This window comes from Bradyrhizobium tropiciagri (genome assembly GCF_001189845.1).
Lineage (GTDB): Bacteria > Pseudomonadota > Alphaproteobacteria > Rhizobiales > Xanthobacteraceae > Bradyrhizobium > Bradyrhizobium tropiciagri.
This window is the reverse complement of sequence record NZ_LFLZ01000012.1, coordinates 65,539-83,127: the sequence shown is the minus strand read 5'-3', so window position 1 is coordinate 83,127 and position 17,589 is coordinate 65,539. Positions and strand designations below refer to the sequence as shown.

The window sequence follows — 17,589 nt, the reverse complement described above, 5'->3', positions numbered from 1 at the left end:
GTCGCGAATTCGAGCCATTCGTTACTCGATATCGATAACACCTAATCCGATTCTGAAGACGGAACATGAATGACGGCTACTGATTGCAGTTCCGAGAGACGCTTCGTCAGGAGTGAGTTTTGCGTCGCGAGATACTCCTTCCTGGAATTGGAACTCGCCAGCTGCTTTTTCAACTGATCTATTTGATCCTGCATCACGTGAAACTGGCTCATTAACGAACTCTCCCTCTCTCTCGCCCTGTCAACTTCAACTTGGAGCATCGCACAGCGCTCGCCGAGCTTTGGGCGCCGAACTCGTGCCTTTTGCTTGGAGTGGATCTCGGTAAGCAGCCGCCGCGCTCTGCTGGCGATTTGGCCATAGCGAGGGTGGGTCGTCGTCATTTCATTCGGACTCCCGACCGGATAGAGTCCGAATTCCTCATCATGCCACCGAGCGAAGTCCCTGAGGCTGCGTGGCACATAAGTACCGACTGGGAGCCCCGAGCCCCTGCTAAGCTTTCTCAGAACCAAGAGCTTTCTATTCAGACGCTCAAGTACAGTTCCCGGGTACGTAATCCTTCCCATTTCGAATAGCTCAACTATTCCTTGAAACCCGCTTCCAGGTAGTCGAGAAGGTTAGCGAGCCGCTTCTTTTCTGCGTTTCGCGCAAGAGCAGGTAACGACGGATCTTTGAGCCGTCGCCGGACCAGCCTAATCTCCTCTTCCATATAGGGCCTAAATATCGGATCGGTGCAGTTGTGGAAGCATCCTGAACAAACGTGAGGCGCAGCTTTTGCAAGGTCGGCGCCCCGCGCACATTCAGGATCCCGATCCGAACTTCGACAATTGGCGTGCGCCGCTCCTTCTGCCGTTTCTGGACAAACACAGTAGCTCCAAGGATTGCTCTTCAGAAGGATTTGCGTCTCCGAAACGAAATTGTCGATCCACCTATTCAGCCGGTCCGGCATGACGATCCGAACTTCCGATTTCCAACGCTCTACGATGCGCTGAAATCTCTCACCGAAGCTCCGCCAAGTTTGCGTTCTCCAGAGGCGGCCTCGCGCAAAATCGCCTTAGTAAACTCTCCCTCTTCCTCGACCAATAATCCCGCGGCCGCCTCGGTTACATAACGTCTCGTCGCGACGATATCAGTGTGGCGCAGATGATGAGAAAGCGCACCAAGGTCCCCCAACTGGTATCGCCAAACGTATGCGATGCTGAAGAACCGGCGAAATTGATGTGGCGTAAAGTGCCACACGCTCGCATTTTTTGTCACCGATATGCCGACGACAGCTGCGAAGTTGTTCAAGTCCGCAATTGGGTTGAGGGTACGGGTTTGGCCCTTGTCGTTCGCGTCAATCGCTGCCCAACGACAGATTTCTGCGTCCGGATCCCCGCCACGCGCACGAAAGCTCAGGCGCTCGAGCGTCTCAACGGCGGTAGCGACAAGGGCCGGACATGGGGTGAGTTCCTTTCGACGAGCAGTTTTCTCGATGTAGGTCCTGATCCAGAACCCATCCTTGGAATTCCCGTGCACACAGTTCGAGGTCAATCCGAGGACTTCACCTATCCTGCGACCGCTAAACGTGGCGATGATCACCAGCGAAGCCGTGGCCAAGTATCTAACTGCATCTGGAAGTGTGATGCTTAGCGGATTGCCACTTCGATTCCGGACCGTGCCGATCAATGCCAAGGGCGTAGCAGATCCGGGAACATTATCCATCTGCCCGACGGCCAAGTTAACAGCATCGGAAATATCGAACCGGGCCATGTCTCGCAGAAGGAGAGCGGTCTCGTGAGCTGCGATTATGGGATCTGCGTAGTCAAGCATCCAGCGTATCGACGCGTCGACCAATTCCATCGCTTGTCGTACAGGTACCGTCGGCGTCCGGCCGACCTCTACTCCTAGGCCTGCTACGATTTGGCCGAGACCTTCGGGAAAGGGCTCAACGGTCAGTTTGTCCCCTTTCAGGAGAGATCGAGCTGCCCAAAGGTCCGCAAGCGGTCGCAGTTTACGCTCGAGCTCTGTACGCGTCACGGGCTTGCTCTTGGGTTTCTCGAGAGATAGCAAGGCGGCGGTCAGCTTATCTCCCCGCTCTCCCGCCTTCACCGCTGCTTCAACGCAAGCGATTACTTTCCTGGTTTCGCTGTTGGTCAGAAAGGTGTCGGGCAGCGCCGCCTCGCGAAGCACGGCCGAACGATCTACCCGGCTAAGAGGCCTACTCCGAAAAAGGTCCTCAAGCTTTCCCTCTTTGATCAATCGCACGAATGTGTTGCGAAGCCGCTCGAAGGCGTTGAGCTGCGTGGCCACTCCGTAAGCAGCGCTCAAGGACAGATCCTCGATATCAGACGCGGTCAGAGCCTCAAACGCCGCAATTCCGTTCAGTCGCATCCAACCGACGACGGACATCAAATTGCTAACGAGAGTCGCGTGGAGATCGACAGATAACCTATCGGAAATCGCAAACGGTCCCTCCCGGATGAGGACCGCATATTCCTTCGTCACTCTATAGAGATGATCATTCTCTGGAGCAGTCAGCAGTGATCCGTCCGGCAGGCGATAAGCAAATCGAAGTTCTCGCCTCTTGTTACGTCGCGGACCATTCGGCTCAGGTAAGATCCACACGGGATCTTCCCTCCTGTTGTCGAGCCAGGTAGCAGTTCCTTCCAGAACGATTGCGTCCCGGCGAATGCTCGAGGCTCTATAAGGCGCCGTGTCACGCCGGCGTTGCGTCACGCTCGCTTCCATGCTCGCCTCCCTGATTCAAACCAAGTTGAGCGGCCCCAGTGACAATTCCTCAGGAAGCCAAGCATCCTTCTCCGGATTATCGTGTTGACGTCGATTCGTCTATTGTGAATCGCTTTGCGGAATATCGTGTTGTTCCTCGCCTGGCAGGCAAAATACCGCCACCCGAATTCGGGTATGCACAAGCTTTCGGGAGAGCAGCGAACGGGGTTGATATACAGACAGGATTCAGGGATCTAGGAGCATGCCGAGCTTCGAGTACATGCCGCAATGGACGATCGAGGATGTCAAACAACACGGCGACATCTATGTCGCTTCGGGTACGTATTCGGAAATCGTGGAGAATTGCTCGAAATGCGGCGCTCTCGGGCCACTCGCTAGACACGGCTCGAAGACGACTACCCTCCGGGACGCGCCCATTCACGGGAAACAGACGACGATCGTCGTTAGGCGACGGCGCTACCGTTGCAAGGCGTGCGGTGCTACCTCTCTGCAGCCGTTGCCCGACGTGGATGATCGACACCGAATGCTGAGGCGTTGCCTCGATCACATACAACGCCAATGTGTTCGTCAGCCCTTCTCGCAGATTGCGCGAGATGTTGGGGTCGACGAAAAAACGATCCGTCTCGTCGCTTCCAGGCATATACGAGAGCTGAGTCAGAACGCGCTATCAGCCGCGCCACGGCAGCTCGGAATCTCCGAGGTTTCGGCGCTCGACAAGCCTAGGCTGCTTTTCGCGGATTTGGAACGATCTTGTGTAGTCGATCTCCTGGAGAAAAAGGGAGCGCGTTCTCTCGCAGGCTGGCTGAACCAGCTAAACTCGCGCCAGACGATACGGATCGTCTCGATCGAAATGCGACAGTCTTATCGCGAGACGATCCGCTCGATATTGCCTCGCACTTCGATCATGGTAAGCAGGCGACACATTCTTGCGATCGCAGACCAATCGTTCGACGCTGCTGTGAGAGCACTGTCGGACCGCCTTGAGCGCAAAGCCCGGCTGAATTTGATATTCAATTGGCACTTGTTGACCAAGCGCTCTTGCGAGCTGACGCCAGCAATGCGGCCTGTTTTACAACAGTTGCTTGCCACGTACCCCAAATTAGAAGGCGCATACCAAGCGAAAGAGCAATTTCACGACCTCTACAGTTTGGACTCGAGAACCAAAGCGGAGGCCGCATACGCCGTTTGGCTCAAGCATCTTCCCGACGAGTTGCGACGCGCCTTCCGTCCGCTCCTCACAGCTATGTCCGTTTGGGAGATGGAGGTCTTGGAGTCTTGGGAGCACCCGGTAAGAGAGGACGTCTTGGTCCTCGCAAACGCAGGCTTGAAAGCAGTGAACCGGCTCGGGAAGGGATACAGTTTTCCGATATTGCGAGCCCGCTTGCTTTTTGGTCAGCCGTTTTCCGGCGCAACATTCACCTGTCCGGGATGTCTAGGCACATACCCGATTGAGATTCGGGAAATGAACAACTCGACTACAGCCACTTGGTGCCCGAATTGTCGTCGACTTCGGGCAGACAGGTGGTTTATGCCAACCGGCCGGTAGATCAGAATCAGCCCCCCGCCGTGTCACCAGGGACGCATCGGCTCGAATGTGGAGTTCGCTTTTCGCTGTTCAACCAACGCTTTTGCACGGCTCAAGACCCTCGCTTGCGGGCCGCGCGCCATTTCTGACAGAACAACGTCTGTGAAGGCCAGCCAGGAGAGCCAGAGCCGTTCCCACTTCTCGGCCTGCCCAGCCACAAACCGATCCTGCTCCCGACGCAAGCTCTCGTTGAAGACGATCATATCGGCTATTGCTTCTGGTTCCGGCACGACAATGCTGGCCGCGCACGTGATGCATCGCTCCGGCAGATGACATATATCGCCCTTGTTAACCTCTGGCTGAATGCCGGCTCGTGGCAGCAGGCAAAGCACCCCCAGGCCATTCCGTACGGCATTGTTTTGAAGCTTTTGGACGGCATCTGAGCTGATGCCTAGCCGCTGAGCGGCCATCGCAACTTGCGCAACCGCCGTTGCCTGAAACTGATTCATGAAGAACTTCATCTTTTCTTCATACAGGAGCAGCATCGGATATTTGTTCACGTAACTGCCAGTGGTCGAACCAGACGCGTGCTGCCCCTTATACTGTGCAGCTATCAAGCTTCCGTCCTTGCGTAGCGCAAGATCAAGGAGCACCGATGGTCTGATCATGGAGGGAAGAAATCCGAATCCCCTCAGTTCTTCATGGCGCTCGCAGAAGCGCTTAAACCAATCCGAGAGGCGATGATCACTCAGCGCAATGACTTTCGATTGAGGTCTCACAAGAAATAGGGCCTTCCGGTCCTCGACAGCTGCATTCCGTCGGTATCGAGCCGTCATCTCAATCAGCTTCCTGAAGGCCATCACCGTTGTAGGTTGATGCTGGGGATTCTTGACCGCCAAATCGATAAAAATGGGCTTCCCTTTGCTTCGCGCCTTGAACCCAGTGACGCGCTCATGGCCGGGCAATTGCGATGGTTCAAGACAATCGATTTCGAGCGTTCGCGCCGTTGACGTATTTGCTCCGCTATCAACAAGATACATGACGATTGCGGCGATAACGGCGTTTGGATGTGGATTGAGCCGGTGCTCGATCTCGGAGAAACCCCCATGCCGCCTATAGAGGCGATGGATCAGTCCTCTGCTATGATGGTGTCGTCGAGGAGCGCAGCCATTCCACTGCTCGTCAACGAGAGCCAGAAAATCCCCAAGACCGGTCGTCCCAACGAAATCTTCTGCGCCATCGTGGAAACGGCCAACCAAGTCACTTGACCGGGGTGGAGTCTTCAGAACAAGTACCTGACCTTCAGACCAGAATCGTTCCCATTTCAAGAAGTCTTGTTCCGCACAGTTGCGGATGGCGGTCAGTCTCTCGGAAAGAATGATGCGGATCGCTGACACGGTGTCGTCGGGGAGATCATCTCGCCGAGCAGCTTCTTCCGCCAAGGCACTCAGAAATTCATTCTCCTCGGAAGCTGAAATTTCAACCTTGCGATCTTTTGCAATTCGCAGGAGCGCGTCTTGAGCGACCCGCCTCAACCTCTGGCGCGAGGATTCTGCTAACGATTTTCGTGGCTTTGCTTTGCGGCGTGCACCAGCGATTGGCTTCAGGCGATTGATGCGCGGCACGATCCCCGCCAAAGCAAGATATTTCAGAACTCCGTTGACGCACTTGATCCCATTAGACGCAGTCGTTTCCTTTCTCCCCTCTAGATCGGAGACACGTTTCATTCTCCAGTCTTGGCAAATCTGCTCGAAAGTGTCGCGATCGGGCAACGCCGCACGGTTGAGTGCAACAACGATTTCAGGACCAGCGACTTCTGACTCTGCTACCAACCTCAGAAAATAGAGCGTGGCACGATACGAGTTCTTTGCGCTACGGAGCTTTGAACAATGGACCAAAAACGCGTCGCGCACGCGAACCGCAAGATCGTGAGAATAAATTTCAGAGAGCTCGCTGAAGTCGTATGTTCGCTTGTGTCGATCAATCTGGAGTGCAAGGCTTGGATGAAACAGACAGATGCGTCCTCGGTTGTCGCCCGTACGGAAGGGCGCGACTCGAGCAGCAATCTCGGTATTGGCGTTCTCTAGGATTCCGGCCAACTTGGCCGATAGCTTTAGCGCCCCAATTGGTAGTCCGAGCCGGTCCGCAATGACCGCACGATTGAGCTTGCCCAGGTACAATGGAACGGGACTTTTATCGGAAAGGTAGTCTTGAACCAAGGCTCTTAGCGGGTCCGCATAATTGTCATACTTGGACCCTTTCAGCTTTGCTTCGCCGATTGCATCGTCGAATTCGCTGAGCAACGCCTTCAGTCCGAGATGCCGGTTGAACGCGTTTGCGTTAATTCCGAATAGCGAAACGATCGCGGCACGGTCGACCTTCGTCCCTCGAAGAGGGATGCTCCCTTTTGCAAAGGACTCTTTCAAGTATCGCCGGAGCTTCGGCACCTCTAGATCAAACTTGGAGGCAACGCTGCCTAATTTCGAAAGGCGCGTATCGTATTGATCGATGATAGATCTGAGTGGTTCAACTCGGGTTGCGGCGTAAGGAATATCGAAGCGTCGTGCAACGGCCGCACGATTGATCACGCCTCGTTCGATTGGAAGTTTTCCTGCTGCCTCGCACACTCGTAGAAACTTGCAAACCGATTTCACGATGCTGAGGTGGATGCCCTTCGAAGCAGAAGCCTTTGAGATTTTCACGCTTAGGTCCAACAACAAGCGACTCTTCGCATAGAATGCGCTCGTTCAACAGAAATAGCAACGTTTTGACAATCTTCGGAATATCGTGTTGGCGAAGACGAGAAAATACGATCAGCGCGGCGAGGCGCCGATTTCCCCGCCTGTTCCGCTTTGAGGTGACTATGTACGAGAAATCTTCGTCCAACCTAGCCCTGGTTCTGCTTCGCCATCTCGTGGCACGAGGCGTGTTGCGGAATTTTATTGGACGCCTCGTCTCTCAGGCAGGAGAGCTTATTAGCGGCGGCTACGCCGTTGCCAGTGATGTCGAGCGTGGGATCCAATTGCGGGCGCAGCGTACGGCGCCGCGTTCCAAGAAATAGTCGAGGAATACGCGGCGGAGTAGAGCGCCCCGTCGCGGTGGGAGCGCCTCAGGCGAAATTCGTACCGTCGCCCAGGTAAGAAATCGCTGAGACCTGACTGGGCATCCAGCATTACACGGCAATTGGCGCGGCAATATTTGGGTGGGGATCGTAGTTCATCAGTTGGAAGTCATCATATCGATAATCGAAGATCGAATTCGCACGCCGCTTGATCTGAAGCGTCGGCAATTGTCGGGGTTCGCGGGTTAATTGCAGCCGAGCTTGTTCAACATGGTTCTTGTATAGGTGAACGTCGCCGCCCATCCAAATCAGTTCGCCAGGCTCAAGACCGACTTGTTGTGCCAGCATATGAATCAGCAGCGCTGCCTCTGCCAGATTCCAACCTAAACCCAGAAAGACGTCGCAACTCCGCTGGAACACGACTCCGGACAGTCTACCCTCGGCGACGTAATATTGATACGTCATGTGGCACGGAGGTAGAGCCATCTGATCAAGCTCTCCTACGTTCCATCCTGTAAACAGGAGCCGGCGGCTGTTCGGATTTTCCTTTAGGCCGCGGACCAGGTCAGAAATTTGGTCGATGATGCGACCATCCTTCGCCTCCCAACCGCGCCACTGCTTTCCGTATACCGGCCCGAGATTCCCATCCTCGTCTGCCCATTCATCCCAGATCGTTACGCCGTTCTCGCGCAGATATTGAACGTTGGTCTCACCGCTGAGAAACCAAAGCAGTTCGTGAACACACCCCTTGAAGTAGATTCGCTTGGTCGTAAGGAGCGGAAAACCCTTCGACAGGTCAAATCGCAATTGGTGGCCGAAGATCGACAGCGTACCGACGCCGGTTCGATCCTCTCGCGCTACACCCCGATGCAGAAGCGTTCGCAACAATTCTAGATACTGGTCTTCTGGATGAAACAACGTCAACTTTTCCTCCATATGAGCGCAGCCGAGCACCAAGGAAAGAACTCAACAACGAACTCGCGAACGTCACATTTCGCTATGATAACCGCACACTTCTCCGGCCTACGTTTTCACTAGACAGATCAATATCTTGATAGCTGATCGCTTGATCATAGCAATCTGTCACATGAGCAAAGAAGGGCACGCCGAGGAAGACGTCGCCGGAGCGCTGATAGAGCTGGCAGGACAATTTGCCGTTCGCGACGTAGAACTGGAACAGGCAGTGGCACGGCGGCAGCGCCATCTTGTCGACTTCGGCCGGATTCCAGGCGCTGACGATCAGCCGCCGCGAGTCCGGATTGCGCTTGATCATTTCGATCACGTTCGAAATCTGATCGATGCTGCGGCCGTCGGGCGCGGGCCAGGACCGCCACTGCGAGCCGTAGACCGGGCCGAGATCGCCATTGGCATCGGCCCATTCGTCCCAGATCGTGACGCCGTTGTCGTTGAGATATTTGATGTTGGTGTCGCCGGCGAGGAACCAGAGCAGCTCGTGCACGATCGCCTTCAGCGGCAGCCGCTTGGTGGTCAGCATCGGGAAGCCGGCCGAGAGGTTGAAGCGCATCTGGTGGCCGAAGATCGACAGCGTGCCGGTGCCGGTGCGGTCGTGCTTTTCGGCGCCGTCGGCGAGGATGCGTTCGAGCAGGTCGTGATACTGGTTCATGGCGGTCTTTTCGGAGCTTCGAGAGAACGGCGAACTTAGCGGCCGAGGCCGCCGGCCGACACGCCGATTCGGCTGAACGCACCGATTATACCCTGAAAAATGAACACTCCCCCGGCAAACGACAAGGGCGGAACTCGCGTTCCGCCCTTCGCCTATCCGCTTGATCGCGCTGGATTAACTTGCCGGCTTGAGCACCGGGGTCCATTTCGCGATCTCGTTCTTCACGAGCATAGCCAGCGCCTCCGGGGTGCGGTTGGCGGGCGCCGGGATCACGCTGCCAAGGTCGAGCAGGCGCTTGCGGACGTTGTCATCGTCGAGCGCGTTGATCGCCGCCGCGTTCAGCGTCGCGACGATCGCGGGCGAGGTTCCCTTCGGCGCGAATACCGCGTTCCAGGCCTGTGCTTGGAACGCCGGCAGGCCGGCTTCCGTCGTGGTCGGCACCTCAGGCAGCGACGGGTTGCGCTCGGGGGTCGCGACCGCATAGGCCTTGATGGTGCCGGCCTTGATCTGCGGCACCGCATTGACGATCTGATCGCACATGTAATCGACCTGGCCGGCGACCAGCGCGTTCATGGCCGGGCCGGTGCCGTTGAAGGGCACGCCGACCGGCTTGACGTCGAGGATCGAGTTCAACAGCTCGCAGGAGGCGTGCGAGACCGAACCGATGCCGGCATGCGCGGCGTTGACCTTCTCGGCATTGGCTTTCACGTAGGCGACGAACTCCTTCAGATCCTTCGGCGGGAAATCCTTGCGGGCGAGGATCAGGATCGGCGTGCCCGCGAGCAGCGCGACAGGCTCGAAATCCTTCTCCGGATGATAGGCAAGCTTCGGATAGAGCGGCACGGATGCGGCGTGCGTGCCCATGTGCCCTGTGATCAGCGTGTAACCGTCATTGGCGGCTCGCGCGGCACGCGTCGTCGCCGTGGTGCCGCCGGCGCCGACCACGTTCTCGATGACGATGCTCTGTCCGAGCGTCTGCGCCATGTGCGCGGTGACGATGCGCGAGATGACGTCGGTCGGACCGCCGGCTGCGAACGGCACGATCATGGTGATGGTGCGGGTCGGATAGGTCTGCGCGGACGCCGGCACGGCGAATGCGCCGAGCGCGGCCAATGCCGAAAGGCATGCGCCCGCAAGCGAGCGAATGGACATCATCTCAATTCCTCCCGGGAACGTTCGACCAATAAAAATGCCGGCCAAATCGGCCGGCATTTTCATTTCATGAGACGACATCGCGAGTCGATTCGACTTCCGCCTGCGGCGCGCCGACGCAGGGCCGGCGCTCCTTGTTTGAGCATGATCTATCCGGAAAACCGCTTCACACTTTTCCGGATCATGCTCTAGCCCTCAGACTCGACGAACACTTCGTCGCGCTTCGCACGCAAGGTCGGCAGCACGGCAAGCACCAACAGACCCGCCGCAATCGCCAGCAGCACCGCCGACAGCGGCCGCGACAGGAATACGCTCCAGTCGCCGCGCGAGATCAGCAATGCGCGACGCAGGTTCTCTTCCATCAGCGGGCCCAGCACCATGCCGAGCAGCAACGGCGCCGGCTCGAAATCGTGCTTGATCAACCAGTAGCCGACGAGGCCGAACGCGCCTGCGAGCACGACATCGACCGGCGCGTTGTTCACCGAGTAGATGCCGATCGCGCAGAACACCACGATCGAGGGGAACATCAGCCGGTACGGCACCCGCAGCAGACGGACCCAGATGCCGACCAGCGGCAGATTGATGATGATCAGCATCAGATTGCCGATCCACATCGAGGCGATCATGCCCCAGACCAGGTCGGGCTGCTTCTGCATCACCTGCGGACCCGGCACGATGCCATGAATGGTCATCGCGCCGACCATCAACGCCATCACCGCGTTCGGCGGGATGCCGAGCGTGAGCAGCGGGATGAACGAGGTCTGCGCCGCGGCGTTGTTGGCGCTTTCCGGCGCCGCCACGCCCTCGATCGCGCCGCGGCCGAACCGCGACGGATTCTTCGCCAGCTTCTTCTCCAGCGTATAGGCCGCGAACGACGCGATCACCGCGCCGCCGCCCGGCAGGATGCCGAGGATCGAGCCGAGCACCGTGCCGCGCAGGATCGCCGGCGAGGAGTCGATCAGGTCCTTCCTGGTCGGCATCAGGCCGGTGATCTTCTGCTGCACCAGGTTGCGGTCCATCTCCGCGCCATGGTCGAGGTTGCGGATGATCTCGGCGAAGCCGAACACGCCCATCGCCACCGTGGCAAAGCCGAGGCCGTCGGCAAGCTCGGGGATGTTGAAGGCCATGCGCGAGGCGCCGGTCTCGATGTCGGAGCCGACCATCGACAGCAACAGGCCGAACACGATCATCGCGATCGCCTTCAGCACCGAGCCCTTGGCGAGCACCACGGCGAAGATCAGGCCAAGCACCATCAGCGAGAAATATTCGGCCGGGCCGAACGCCAGCGCGAGCTTGGTCAGCGGCGCGCCGAGCACGGCGATCAGCACGGTCGCGACGCAGCCCGCGAAGAACGAGCCGATCGCGGCGATCGCGAGCGCCGGACCGGCACGGCCCTGCTTGGCCATCTGGTGGCCGTCGAGCGCGGTGACCACGGAGGTCGCCTCGCCTGGAATGTTGACCAGGATCGAGGTGGTCGAACCGCCATATTGCGCGCCGTAATAGATGCCGGCGAGCATGATCAGCGCACCGACCGGCGGCAGGCCGAAGGTGATCGGCAGCAGCATGGCGACGGTGGCGATGGTGCCGATGCCCGGCAGCACGCCGACCAGCGTGCCGACCAGCGCACCGATCAGGCACATCAGCAGATTGATCGGCGAGAACGCAACCACGAAACCGTGGGCGAGATTGGCAAACAGTTCCATCACGCCCTCACTGGATCAGGAAACGCGGGAACATCGGCATCGGAAGTCCCAGCACATAGGGGAAAAGCAGCGCGCAGCCGACTGTCAGGCAGGCGCCGACGATGATGGCTTCGACCCATTTCGTCTCATGCGAGCCCATCGCCGCGATCAGGAAGGCGGCAAAGGCGGAGACGACGAGCCCGAGCGGGCGGATCGCCAATGCGAAGAACACGATTGCCGCCGACACGAACAGCGGTCCGCGCCAGGAATACGCCGCGATGTGCGGACCGTCCTTCAGAATTCCCATCAGCGCGACGGCGCCGCCGAGCAACAGCAGCAGCACGGCGAACATCCGCGGCGCGGTTCCGGCGCCGAACGAAAATCCGTGCATGCCCTGCAAATCGCTGGAAGCCCACAAGGCAAACAGCGCAACCGCCATCATGGCGAGCCCGCCGACAAAGTCCTGCGGGCCGCGCACCCATTTCGGCAAGATCGATTTGACCGGCGCCTCGCTCGGCGTATCGCTCATGACTTCGCTTCCCCCCGTCAGGGCTGTCCCGCCCGTATTGATTGAATGGCTTGGCTTGCGGTGCGTTGACCAAAAGCCTTGCTAGCGATTTTCGTCAGACAACGCCAGCAAAACCCAAGAGACCTCCGGCGAGTAACATCCACAAAGGATTGATCCGCGTCGCAAAAGCAAGCGCAGCTGCGACAATGGTGATCAGGACTGCGATCCAACTTTGGTCTGATGTCTGCGCCACGATCAGGCCCGAGGCGGCCATCAGGCCGATCGACAGCGGAACCAATGCCGCCTGGATGATCGCAGGCCAGCGCGCATCGCGCGAACGATCGAGGAAACGGCTCACATAATAGGCAAGCAGCGCCGTCGGTCCGCACATCGCAACCGTTGCAGCCAATGCTCCGGCAACGCCTGCGACAGAATAGCCTATCAGCGTCACAATCAGCACGTTCGGCCCCGGCGAGAGCTGCGAGATCGCAAATACGTCGGCGAATTGCTTGTCGGTCAGCCAGTGATGCACGCCGACGGCGGCGCGGTGCATTTCGGGGATCGCCGAATTGGCGCCGCCGACCGCAAACAGCGACATCAGGCCGAAGGTCCAGAGCAGCGCCGCGATCGGGTTGGACTCCGAGTTCATGCCTTCACCATGCGGCGGGTCAGGATCGTGATCGCGAGGCTGAGCGGGATCGCCACCAGCAGCACGATCTGCAACGGCCATCGGATCAGTCCGATCGCGACGAAAACCGCGGCCAGAATGACGAGGCCTGTGACATCACGCCGCTTCAGGAGCGGCATCATCATCTTGAGGACGACAGCGAACAACAGCCCGACCGCGGCACAGGCCACGCCGGCAAGCGTCCGGCGCAGCACGTCGACGTCGCCGTAGCGGGCGTAGAGCGCGGCAAGGATGGTCGCGATCACCATCGGCGGCCCGACCAGCCCGGCAAAGGCCGCCAGCCCGCCAGCGATGCCGCGGAAGCGCGAGCCGAACACGACCGACAGGTTGACGATGTTCGGACCTGGCAGGAAATGGCACAGCGCGAAGGTCTCGTTGAACTCCTCCGCCGTCATCCAGCGGTGCTGTTCGACGATCGCCCGCCGGGCCCAGACCAGGACCCCGCCAAAGCCGGCCAGCGACATCTTGGCAAAGGCCAGGAACAGCTCGAGCAGGCCCGGCTGCAGGGCTGGGGACGGTGCGGAGGCATCCGGCGCCGGGGTGGCAACCGGCGGGGATTCCGGGGGCATGGGCAAATCTAGAACGGCGTCAGGAGGCCGGCCAACGCAAATCGGCGTGTTTTCACAGCGGAAAGGGTCTGAATCGGCTCTGTTTTTCTATCGCTTTGCCGCTATATTGGGGGTGCCGGTTCGCCGGCTATGGAAATAAATGACCGTCGCAATAAACCATTCGGACCCGGGGGCGGTACCCGGCGCCTCCACCAAAACCCATCTCGAGCCGTTTTCGGTGGCTTTTGGCGGGGGCGAAATAGGATCGACGAGGGCGTAAAGGGCGTGTTTTTTCTCGGTATGGTTCCGCCGACATCGGGCCAATGCAATAGTTGCCAACGACAACTTTGCTCCGGTTGCTCAGGCTGCGTAACGCAGTTTGAAAGACCATCTTAAAGTCCTAACGGGTTAAGCTCCGTTAGGCGGGGTTCGGAGGCACCTGGCAACAGAAGCCTCCACTTTATTTCCGATCGGGCGTCCGCCCCCTATTTCAGCTGCCAGCCCTACTGATTTCCGGCTCCCGGCGAGGTAGCATGGGGCCAAAGCGGGCGAGTCGGATCATCCGGCGAGCCACACCGGCTATTTTCGAAGCGACAGGATCACCATGGCGACCGATCACATCCGATATGACGTGCTGGCGCGCGACGCGCTGCGCGGGGTGCTGCGCCGGGTGTTGTCCGACGCGGCCGAACATGGCCTGCCGGGTGAGCATCATTTCTACATCACCTTCCTCTCGCACGGCGACGGCGTGAAGCTGTCGCCCCGGCTGCTCGCGCAGTATCCGGAGGAGATGACCATCATCCTGCAACACCAGTTCTGGGATCTGGTGGTGACCGAGGACCGCTTCGAGGTCGGCCTGTCGTTCGGCGGGATTCCCGAGCGGCTCAACGTGCCGTTCGCGGCGGTGACGCGTTTCCTCGATCCGTCGGCACCGTTCGACCTGCGGTTCGACGTCTCGGATGCGCTGTCCGAGGAAGCTCCACCCGCGACGGCACCGGCCGCTCCCCTTCCCGCACCGGCTGCCCGGGCGGCGGTCGAGACCGAGACGGCCGAGACCGAGCAGGAGCCGGCGAAGCCCAGCGAGGGCGCCGAGGTGGTGCGGTTGGACCGCTTCCGCAAGAAATAATCTAAACGCAGATCGATCCTCGACCTTGTAGGATGCGTGCAGGAGCCGGGATGACAGATCGTCATCCCGGATTATCTTCTGCATGAACGTGTCTTCGCGCGGCCGCTTTGGCGTTGCCGCGGCGGAGAGCCCCGGCGTCATGCCGGATCACGTGCCGATGACGCAACGGAGAGCATTCATGGCTCAATCGACGACACCATCCAACGCCGCCACCCGCAGCGAGACCGACAGCTTCGGTCCGATCGACGTCGCCGCCGATCGCTACTGGGGCGCGCAGACCGAGCGCTCGCGGCAGAATTTCAAGATTGGCCACGACCGGATGCCGATCGCGATCATTCATGCACTCGCCATCGTCAAGCTCGCGGCGGCCGAGACCAATCGCGAACTCGGCCAGCTCGATGCACGCCGCGCCGACGCGATCATCAGCGCCGCCAGGGAAGTGATCGACGGCAAGCGCGACGATCATTTTCCGCTGGTCGTGTTTCAGACCGGCTCGGGCACGCAGACCAACATGAACGTGAACGAAGTGATCGCCAACCGCGCCAACCAGATGCTCGGCGGCGAGCTCGGCGCCAAGCAGCCGATCCATCCGAACGATCACGTCAACATGAGCCAGTCGTCGAACGACTCGTTTCCGACCGCGATGCATATCGCGGCAGCTGATCGCATCATCGCCGACCTGATCCCTGCCCTCACCGGGTTGCATCAGGCGCTGCACCAGAAGCAGGAGGCGTTCGCCAAGATCGTGAAGATCGGACGCACGCACACCCAGGACGCGACACCGCTGACGCTCGGCCAGGAATTCTCCGGCTACGCCGCGCAGGTCGAGAGCGGCATCGCGCGGCTGCACACCGCCGTGAAAGAGCTGTTTCCGCTCGCGCAGGGCGGCACTGCCGTTGGCACCGGCCTCAACTCGAAGCCGGAATTCGCCGGCGCCTTCGCCAAGCATGTCGCCGCGATTACCAGGCTGCCGTTCACCAGCGCCGCAAACAAGTTCGAGGCGCTCGCTTCCAACGACGCCTACGTGCTGGTGCATGGCGCAATCAATTCGGTAGCGACCGGCCTGTTCAAGATCGCCAACGACATCCGCTTCCTCGGCTCGGGCCCACGCTCTGGCCTCGGCGAGTTGATCCTGCCGGAGAACGAGCCGGGCTCGTCGATCATGCCGGGCAAGGTCAATCCGACCCAGTGCGAAGCCATGACCATGGTCTGCTGCCAGGTGTTCGGCAATCAGACCACGATCACCGTTGCCGGCAGCCAGGGCCATTTCGAGCTCAACGTGTACAAGCCCGTGTTGGCATATTGTATGATAAATTCCATTCAGTTGCTGTCCGACGTTGTCCGCTCATTTACTGAGCATTGCGTTGTCGGCATACGCGCCGACGAAAAGCGCATCAACGAGCTGATGCAGCGCTCGCTGATGCTGGTGACGGCGCTCGCGCCGAAGATCGGCTACGATAATGCAGCGAAGGTCGCGAAGTCCGCGCATGCGCACGGAACGACGTTGAAGGAAGAGGCTTTGCGGCTCGGATTTGTGTCCGCGGATGAATTTGATCGCCTCGTGCAGCCGGACAAAATGACACACCCCGGCTGAGCGGACGACGCGCAATGTCCGGATAATTACGGTCAGCGCGCGTGATATAATTATGGATCATAACGCCTAAAGACTAAGGCGAGTTGCCTATCAGCTCTGCGCTGGCGCATGGTACAGACGTCTAGTTTTCGCAGAGCGAAATGGATTCTTTGATGCTATCACAAGCGTCAAACGGGGATTCGGGATGGGTATCGAGCCGGGCGCGCAGCGCGATCGCTCTTGCTTTCGTCACGATGCATCACCAATTCCGCTTTGGGGACGATGAGGACGACGAGCATGGGCGACGTGGTCAACTTGAAACGATTCAAGAAGCGCGGTGAGCGCGAACAAGCAGCGAAGCAGGCCGAAGCCAATCGTGCGCTATTCGGTCGCACCAAATCTGAACGAGCGCGTGACGAATTTCTCGGTGAGCGCAGCGCGCGTGCGCTCGATCAGCACCTCCTGGGTCCGAAGCGTATCGACAGTGGAGACGCATCATGAAGTCTCCCGTCGTCAAGCGTTCGATCGTCGTTGCCGGTCACAAGACCAGCGTCAGCCTCGAGGAAGCCTTCTGGAACGGCATGAAGGAGATTTCCGGTCTGCGGAACATGACGTTGTCTGAATTGGTCGGCGAGATCGACAGCAACCGTCAGCAGGGCAATTTGTCCTCCGCTATCCGGCTTTTCGTGCTCGACTATTTCCGCTCGCGCGCCACTCCGGCGGTGCCGACGGATGTCAGGCCGCAGCAGGTCGACACGCGCCAGCAGGCCTGACGGCCCTCACCGACCGTCGCTGCAACAGACGGTCGTTCCGCGGCGCGGACTTCAGCATGAAGGTCAGTCGCATTGTCGCGAATGTTGCCGCATCTGACATCGCGGCAGCACAGTCATTCTATCGGGACATCCTGGGCCTCGAGCCGCTGATGGATTTCGGTTGGGTTGCGACTTACGGCTCATCCGAAACAATGCAGGTTCAAATCAGCTTCGCTTCCGAAGGTGGCTCCGGCACGCCGGTGCCTGATCTCTCGATCGAGGTCGACGACCTCGATGAAGCGCTGCACCGGATGCAGGCTGCCGGCATCGCGATCGAGTACGGACCGGCGGACGAGCCGTGGGGCGTGCGGCGCTTCTTCGTCCGCGATCCCTTCGGCCGGTTGATCAATATTCTCCAGCACCAATCGTGAGCCGGCGCGTCGTCCGACGCGTTTCTTCACGCGAACCGGCGCCTGCTTCGCTTGAAAGCGCGTTTCTAGTTCTGCATCGCCGGCCGTGGCGGCGGATTGGCGACCTGCGGCGTCAGCGACAATGGCGGCCGCAGCGGCCTCGACCTGGCCGCGCCGGGCGCCGGCTTGACCTCGATCGGCGGCGGCAACGGC

At 59.3% G+C, this 17,589-nt stretch carries 16 protein-coding genes, 1 other RNA gene and 1 pseudogene; 7 read left to right on the top strand and 11 right to left on the bottom strand.

Translation table 11 applies throughout. The features are described 5' to 3' along the window. Nucleotides 1-41: 41 nt before the first annotated feature. The gene (locus AKN84_RS12700) at nucleotides 42-380 is read right to left on the bottom strand and encodes a hypothetical protein (RefSeq protein ID WP_050421046.1); all 339 of its coding nucleotides are present in this window, start codon (nucleotides 378-380) and stop codon (nucleotides 42-44) included. Nucleotides 381-975: 595 nt separating this feature from the next. Then, nucleotides 976-2,727: a site-specific integrase gene (locus tag AKN84_RS12695; protein ID WP_128970717.1), complete on the bottom strand. Its 1,752-nt coding sequence runs from the start codon at nucleotides 2,725-2,727 to the stop codon at nucleotides 976-978. Nucleotides 2,728-2,968: 241 nt separating this feature from the next. On the opposite strand from AKN84_RS12695, the gene AKN84_RS50660 reads away from it, so the two are divergent. Next, nucleotides 2,969-4,273: an ISL3 family transposase gene (locus tag AKN84_RS50660; RefSeq protein WP_050421044.1), complete on the top strand. Its 1,305-nt coding sequence runs from the start codon at nucleotides 2,969-2,971 to the stop codon at nucleotides 4,271-4,273. 23 nt (nucleotides 4,274-4,296) lie between these two features. Here AKN84_RS50660 and AKN84_RS12685 read toward each other — a convergent pair whose 3' ends face one another. From AKN84_RS12685 to AKN84_RS12650, 8 genes and pseudogenes are all read right to left on the bottom strand, one after another. Beyond that, nucleotides 4,297-6,954, bottom strand: coding sequence for a hypothetical protein (locus AKN84_RS12685; protein WP_128970716.1), 2,658 nt, complete (start codon nucleotides 6,952-6,954; stop codon nucleotides 4,297-4,299). Nucleotides 6,955-7,424: 470 nt separating this feature from the next. Next, nucleotides 7,425-8,231 carry a thymidylate synthase gene (thyA, locus tag AKN84_RS12680; protein ID WP_202814684.1) on the bottom strand — a complete coding sequence of 269 codons (807 nt, stop codon included), beginning with the start codon at nucleotides 8,229-8,231 and terminating at the stop codon, nucleotides 7,425-7,427. A 178-nt stretch (nucleotides 8,232-8,409) separates the two neighbouring features. Next, a pseudogene (locus AKN84_RS12675) lies at nucleotides 8,410-8,937 on the bottom strand (thymidylate synthase); the annotation flags it as partial. A 174-nt stretch (nucleotides 8,938-9,111) separates the two neighbouring features. Beyond that, entirely contained in the window at nucleotides 9,112-10,092 is a 981-nt protein-coding gene (locus AKN84_RS12670; RefSeq protein ID WP_050421041.1) for a tripartite tricarboxylate transporter substrate-binding protein, read from the bottom strand. 185 nt (nucleotides 10,093-10,277) lie between these two features. Beyond that, nucleotides 10,278-11,792: a tripartite tricarboxylate transporter permease gene (locus tag AKN84_RS12665; RefSeq protein WP_050421040.1), complete on the bottom strand. Its 1,515-nt coding sequence runs from the start codon at nucleotides 11,790-11,792 to the stop codon at nucleotides 10,278-10,280. Between the two features lie 7 nt (nucleotides 11,793-11,799). Next, the gene (locus AKN84_RS12660) at nucleotides 11,800-12,300 is read right to left on the bottom strand and encodes a tripartite tricarboxylate transporter TctB family protein (protein WP_050421039.1); all 501 of its coding nucleotides are present in this window, start codon (nucleotides 12,298-12,300) and stop codon (nucleotides 11,800-11,802) included. Between the two features lie 94 nt (nucleotides 12,301-12,394). Beyond that, nucleotides 12,395-12,928, bottom strand: coding sequence for a chromate transporter (locus tag AKN84_RS12655; protein ID WP_050421038.1), 534 nt, complete (start codon nucleotides 12,926-12,928; stop codon nucleotides 12,395-12,397). Next, complete coding sequence (locus AKN84_RS12650) at nucleotides 12,925-13,536, bottom strand: chromate transporter (protein WP_050421037.1); 612 nt, start codon at nucleotides 13,534-13,536, stop codon at nucleotides 12,925-12,927. Before AKN84_RS12650 ends, AKN84_RS12655 begins: the two co-directional genes overlap by 4 nt. Before the next feature lie 75 nt (nucleotides 13,537-13,611). Here AKN84_RS12650 and ssrA point away from each other — a divergent pair. The 6 genes from ssrA to AKN84_RS12625 all read left to right on the top strand — a co-directional run bounded on the left by ssrA (nucleotide 13,612) and on the right by AKN84_RS12625 (nucleotide 17,397). Then, nucleotides 13,612-13,975, top strand: a transfer-messenger RNA (tmRNA) gene (gene ssrA, locus AKN84_RS45130). 144 nt (nucleotides 13,976-14,119) lie between these two features. Next, a complete protein-coding gene (locus AKN84_RS12645; RefSeq protein ID WP_050421036.1) occupies nucleotides 14,120-14,641 on the top strand; it encodes an SspB family protein in 522 nt (173 codons plus the stop codon). Between the two features lie 157 nt (nucleotides 14,642-14,798). Beyond that, entirely contained in the window at nucleotides 14,799-16,235 is a 1,437-nt protein-coding gene (gene fumC, locus AKN84_RS12640) for a class II fumarate hydratase (protein WP_162240872.1), read from the top strand. A 276-nt stretch (nucleotides 16,236-16,511) separates the two neighbouring features. Next, nucleotides 16,512-16,715 (top strand): DUF4169 family protein, encoded by a 204-nt coding sequence (locus AKN84_RS12635; protein ID WP_050421035.1) that lies wholly within the window; start codon nucleotides 16,512-16,514, stop codon nucleotides 16,713-16,715. Next, nucleotides 16,712-16,987: a ribbon-helix-helix domain-containing protein gene (locus AKN84_RS12630; protein ID WP_021077181.1), complete on the top strand. Its 276-nt coding sequence runs from the start codon at nucleotides 16,712-16,714 to the stop codon at nucleotides 16,985-16,987. The genes AKN84_RS12635 and AKN84_RS12630 overlap by 4 nt, the downstream gene beginning before the upstream one ends. A gap of 56 nt (nucleotides 16,988-17,043) precedes the next feature. Next, the gene (locus AKN84_RS12625) at nucleotides 17,044-17,397 is read left to right on the top strand and encodes a VOC family protein (RefSeq protein ID WP_050421034.1); all 354 of its coding nucleotides are present in this window, start codon (nucleotides 17,044-17,046) and stop codon (nucleotides 17,395-17,397) included. Nucleotides 17,398-17,462: 65 nt separating this feature from the next. On the opposite strand, the gene AKN84_RS50360 is transcribed toward AKN84_RS12625, so the two are convergent. Beyond that, entirely contained in the window at nucleotides 17,463-17,585 is a 123-nt protein-coding gene (locus AKN84_RS50360) for a hypothetical protein (RefSeq protein ID WP_347337328.1), read from the bottom strand. Nucleotides 17,586-17,589: the final 4 nt, after the last annotated feature.

Coding starts and splice junctions, on each gene's coding strand:
- AKN84_RS12700 (WP_050421046.1), bottom strand. CDS start 380: ATGACGACGACCCACCCTCGCTATGGCCAAATCGCCAGCAGAGCGCGG.
- AKN84_RS12695 (WP_128970717.1), bottom strand. CDS start 2,727: ATGGAAGCGAGCGTGACGCAACGCCGGCGTGACACGGCGCCTTATAGA.
- AKN84_RS50660 (WP_050421044.1), top strand. CDS start 2,969: ATGCCGAGCTTCGAGTACATGCCGCAATGGACGATCGAGGATGTCAAA.
- AKN84_RS12670 (WP_050421041.1), bottom strand. CDS start 10,092: ATGATGTCCATTCGCTCGCTTGCGGGCGCATGCCTTTCGGCATTGGCC.
- AKN84_RS12665 (WP_050421040.1), bottom strand. CDS start 11,792: ATGGAACTGTTTGCCAATCTCGCCCACGGTTTCGTGGTTGCGTTCTCG.
- AKN84_RS12660 (WP_050421039.1), bottom strand. CDS start 12,300: ATGAGCGATACGCCGAGCGAGGCGCCGGTCAAATCGATCTTGCCGAAA.
- AKN84_RS12655 (WP_050421038.1), bottom strand. CDS start 12,928: ATGAACTCGGAGTCCAACCCGATCGCGGCGCTGCTCTGGACCTTCGGC.
- AKN84_RS12650 (WP_050421037.1), bottom strand. CDS start 13,536: ATGCCCCCGGAATCCCCGCCGGTTGCCACCCCGGCGCCGGATGCCTCC.
- AKN84_RS12645 (WP_050421036.1), top strand. CDS start 14,120: ATGGCGACCGATCACATCCGATATGACGTGCTGGCGCGCGACGCGCTG.
- fumC (WP_162240872.1), top strand. CDS start 14,799: ATGACGCAACGGAGAGCATTCATGGCTCAATCGACGACACCATCCAAC.
- AKN84_RS12635 (WP_050421035.1), top strand. CDS start 16,512: ATGGGCGACGTGGTCAACTTGAAACGATTCAAGAAGCGCGGTGAGCGC.
- AKN84_RS12630 (WP_021077181.1), top strand. CDS start 16,712: ATGAAGTCTCCCGTCGTCAAGCGTTCGATCGTCGTTGCCGGTCACAAG.
- AKN84_RS12625 (WP_050421034.1), top strand. CDS start 17,044: ATGAAGGTCAGTCGCATTGTCGCGAATGTTGCCGCATCTGACATCGCG.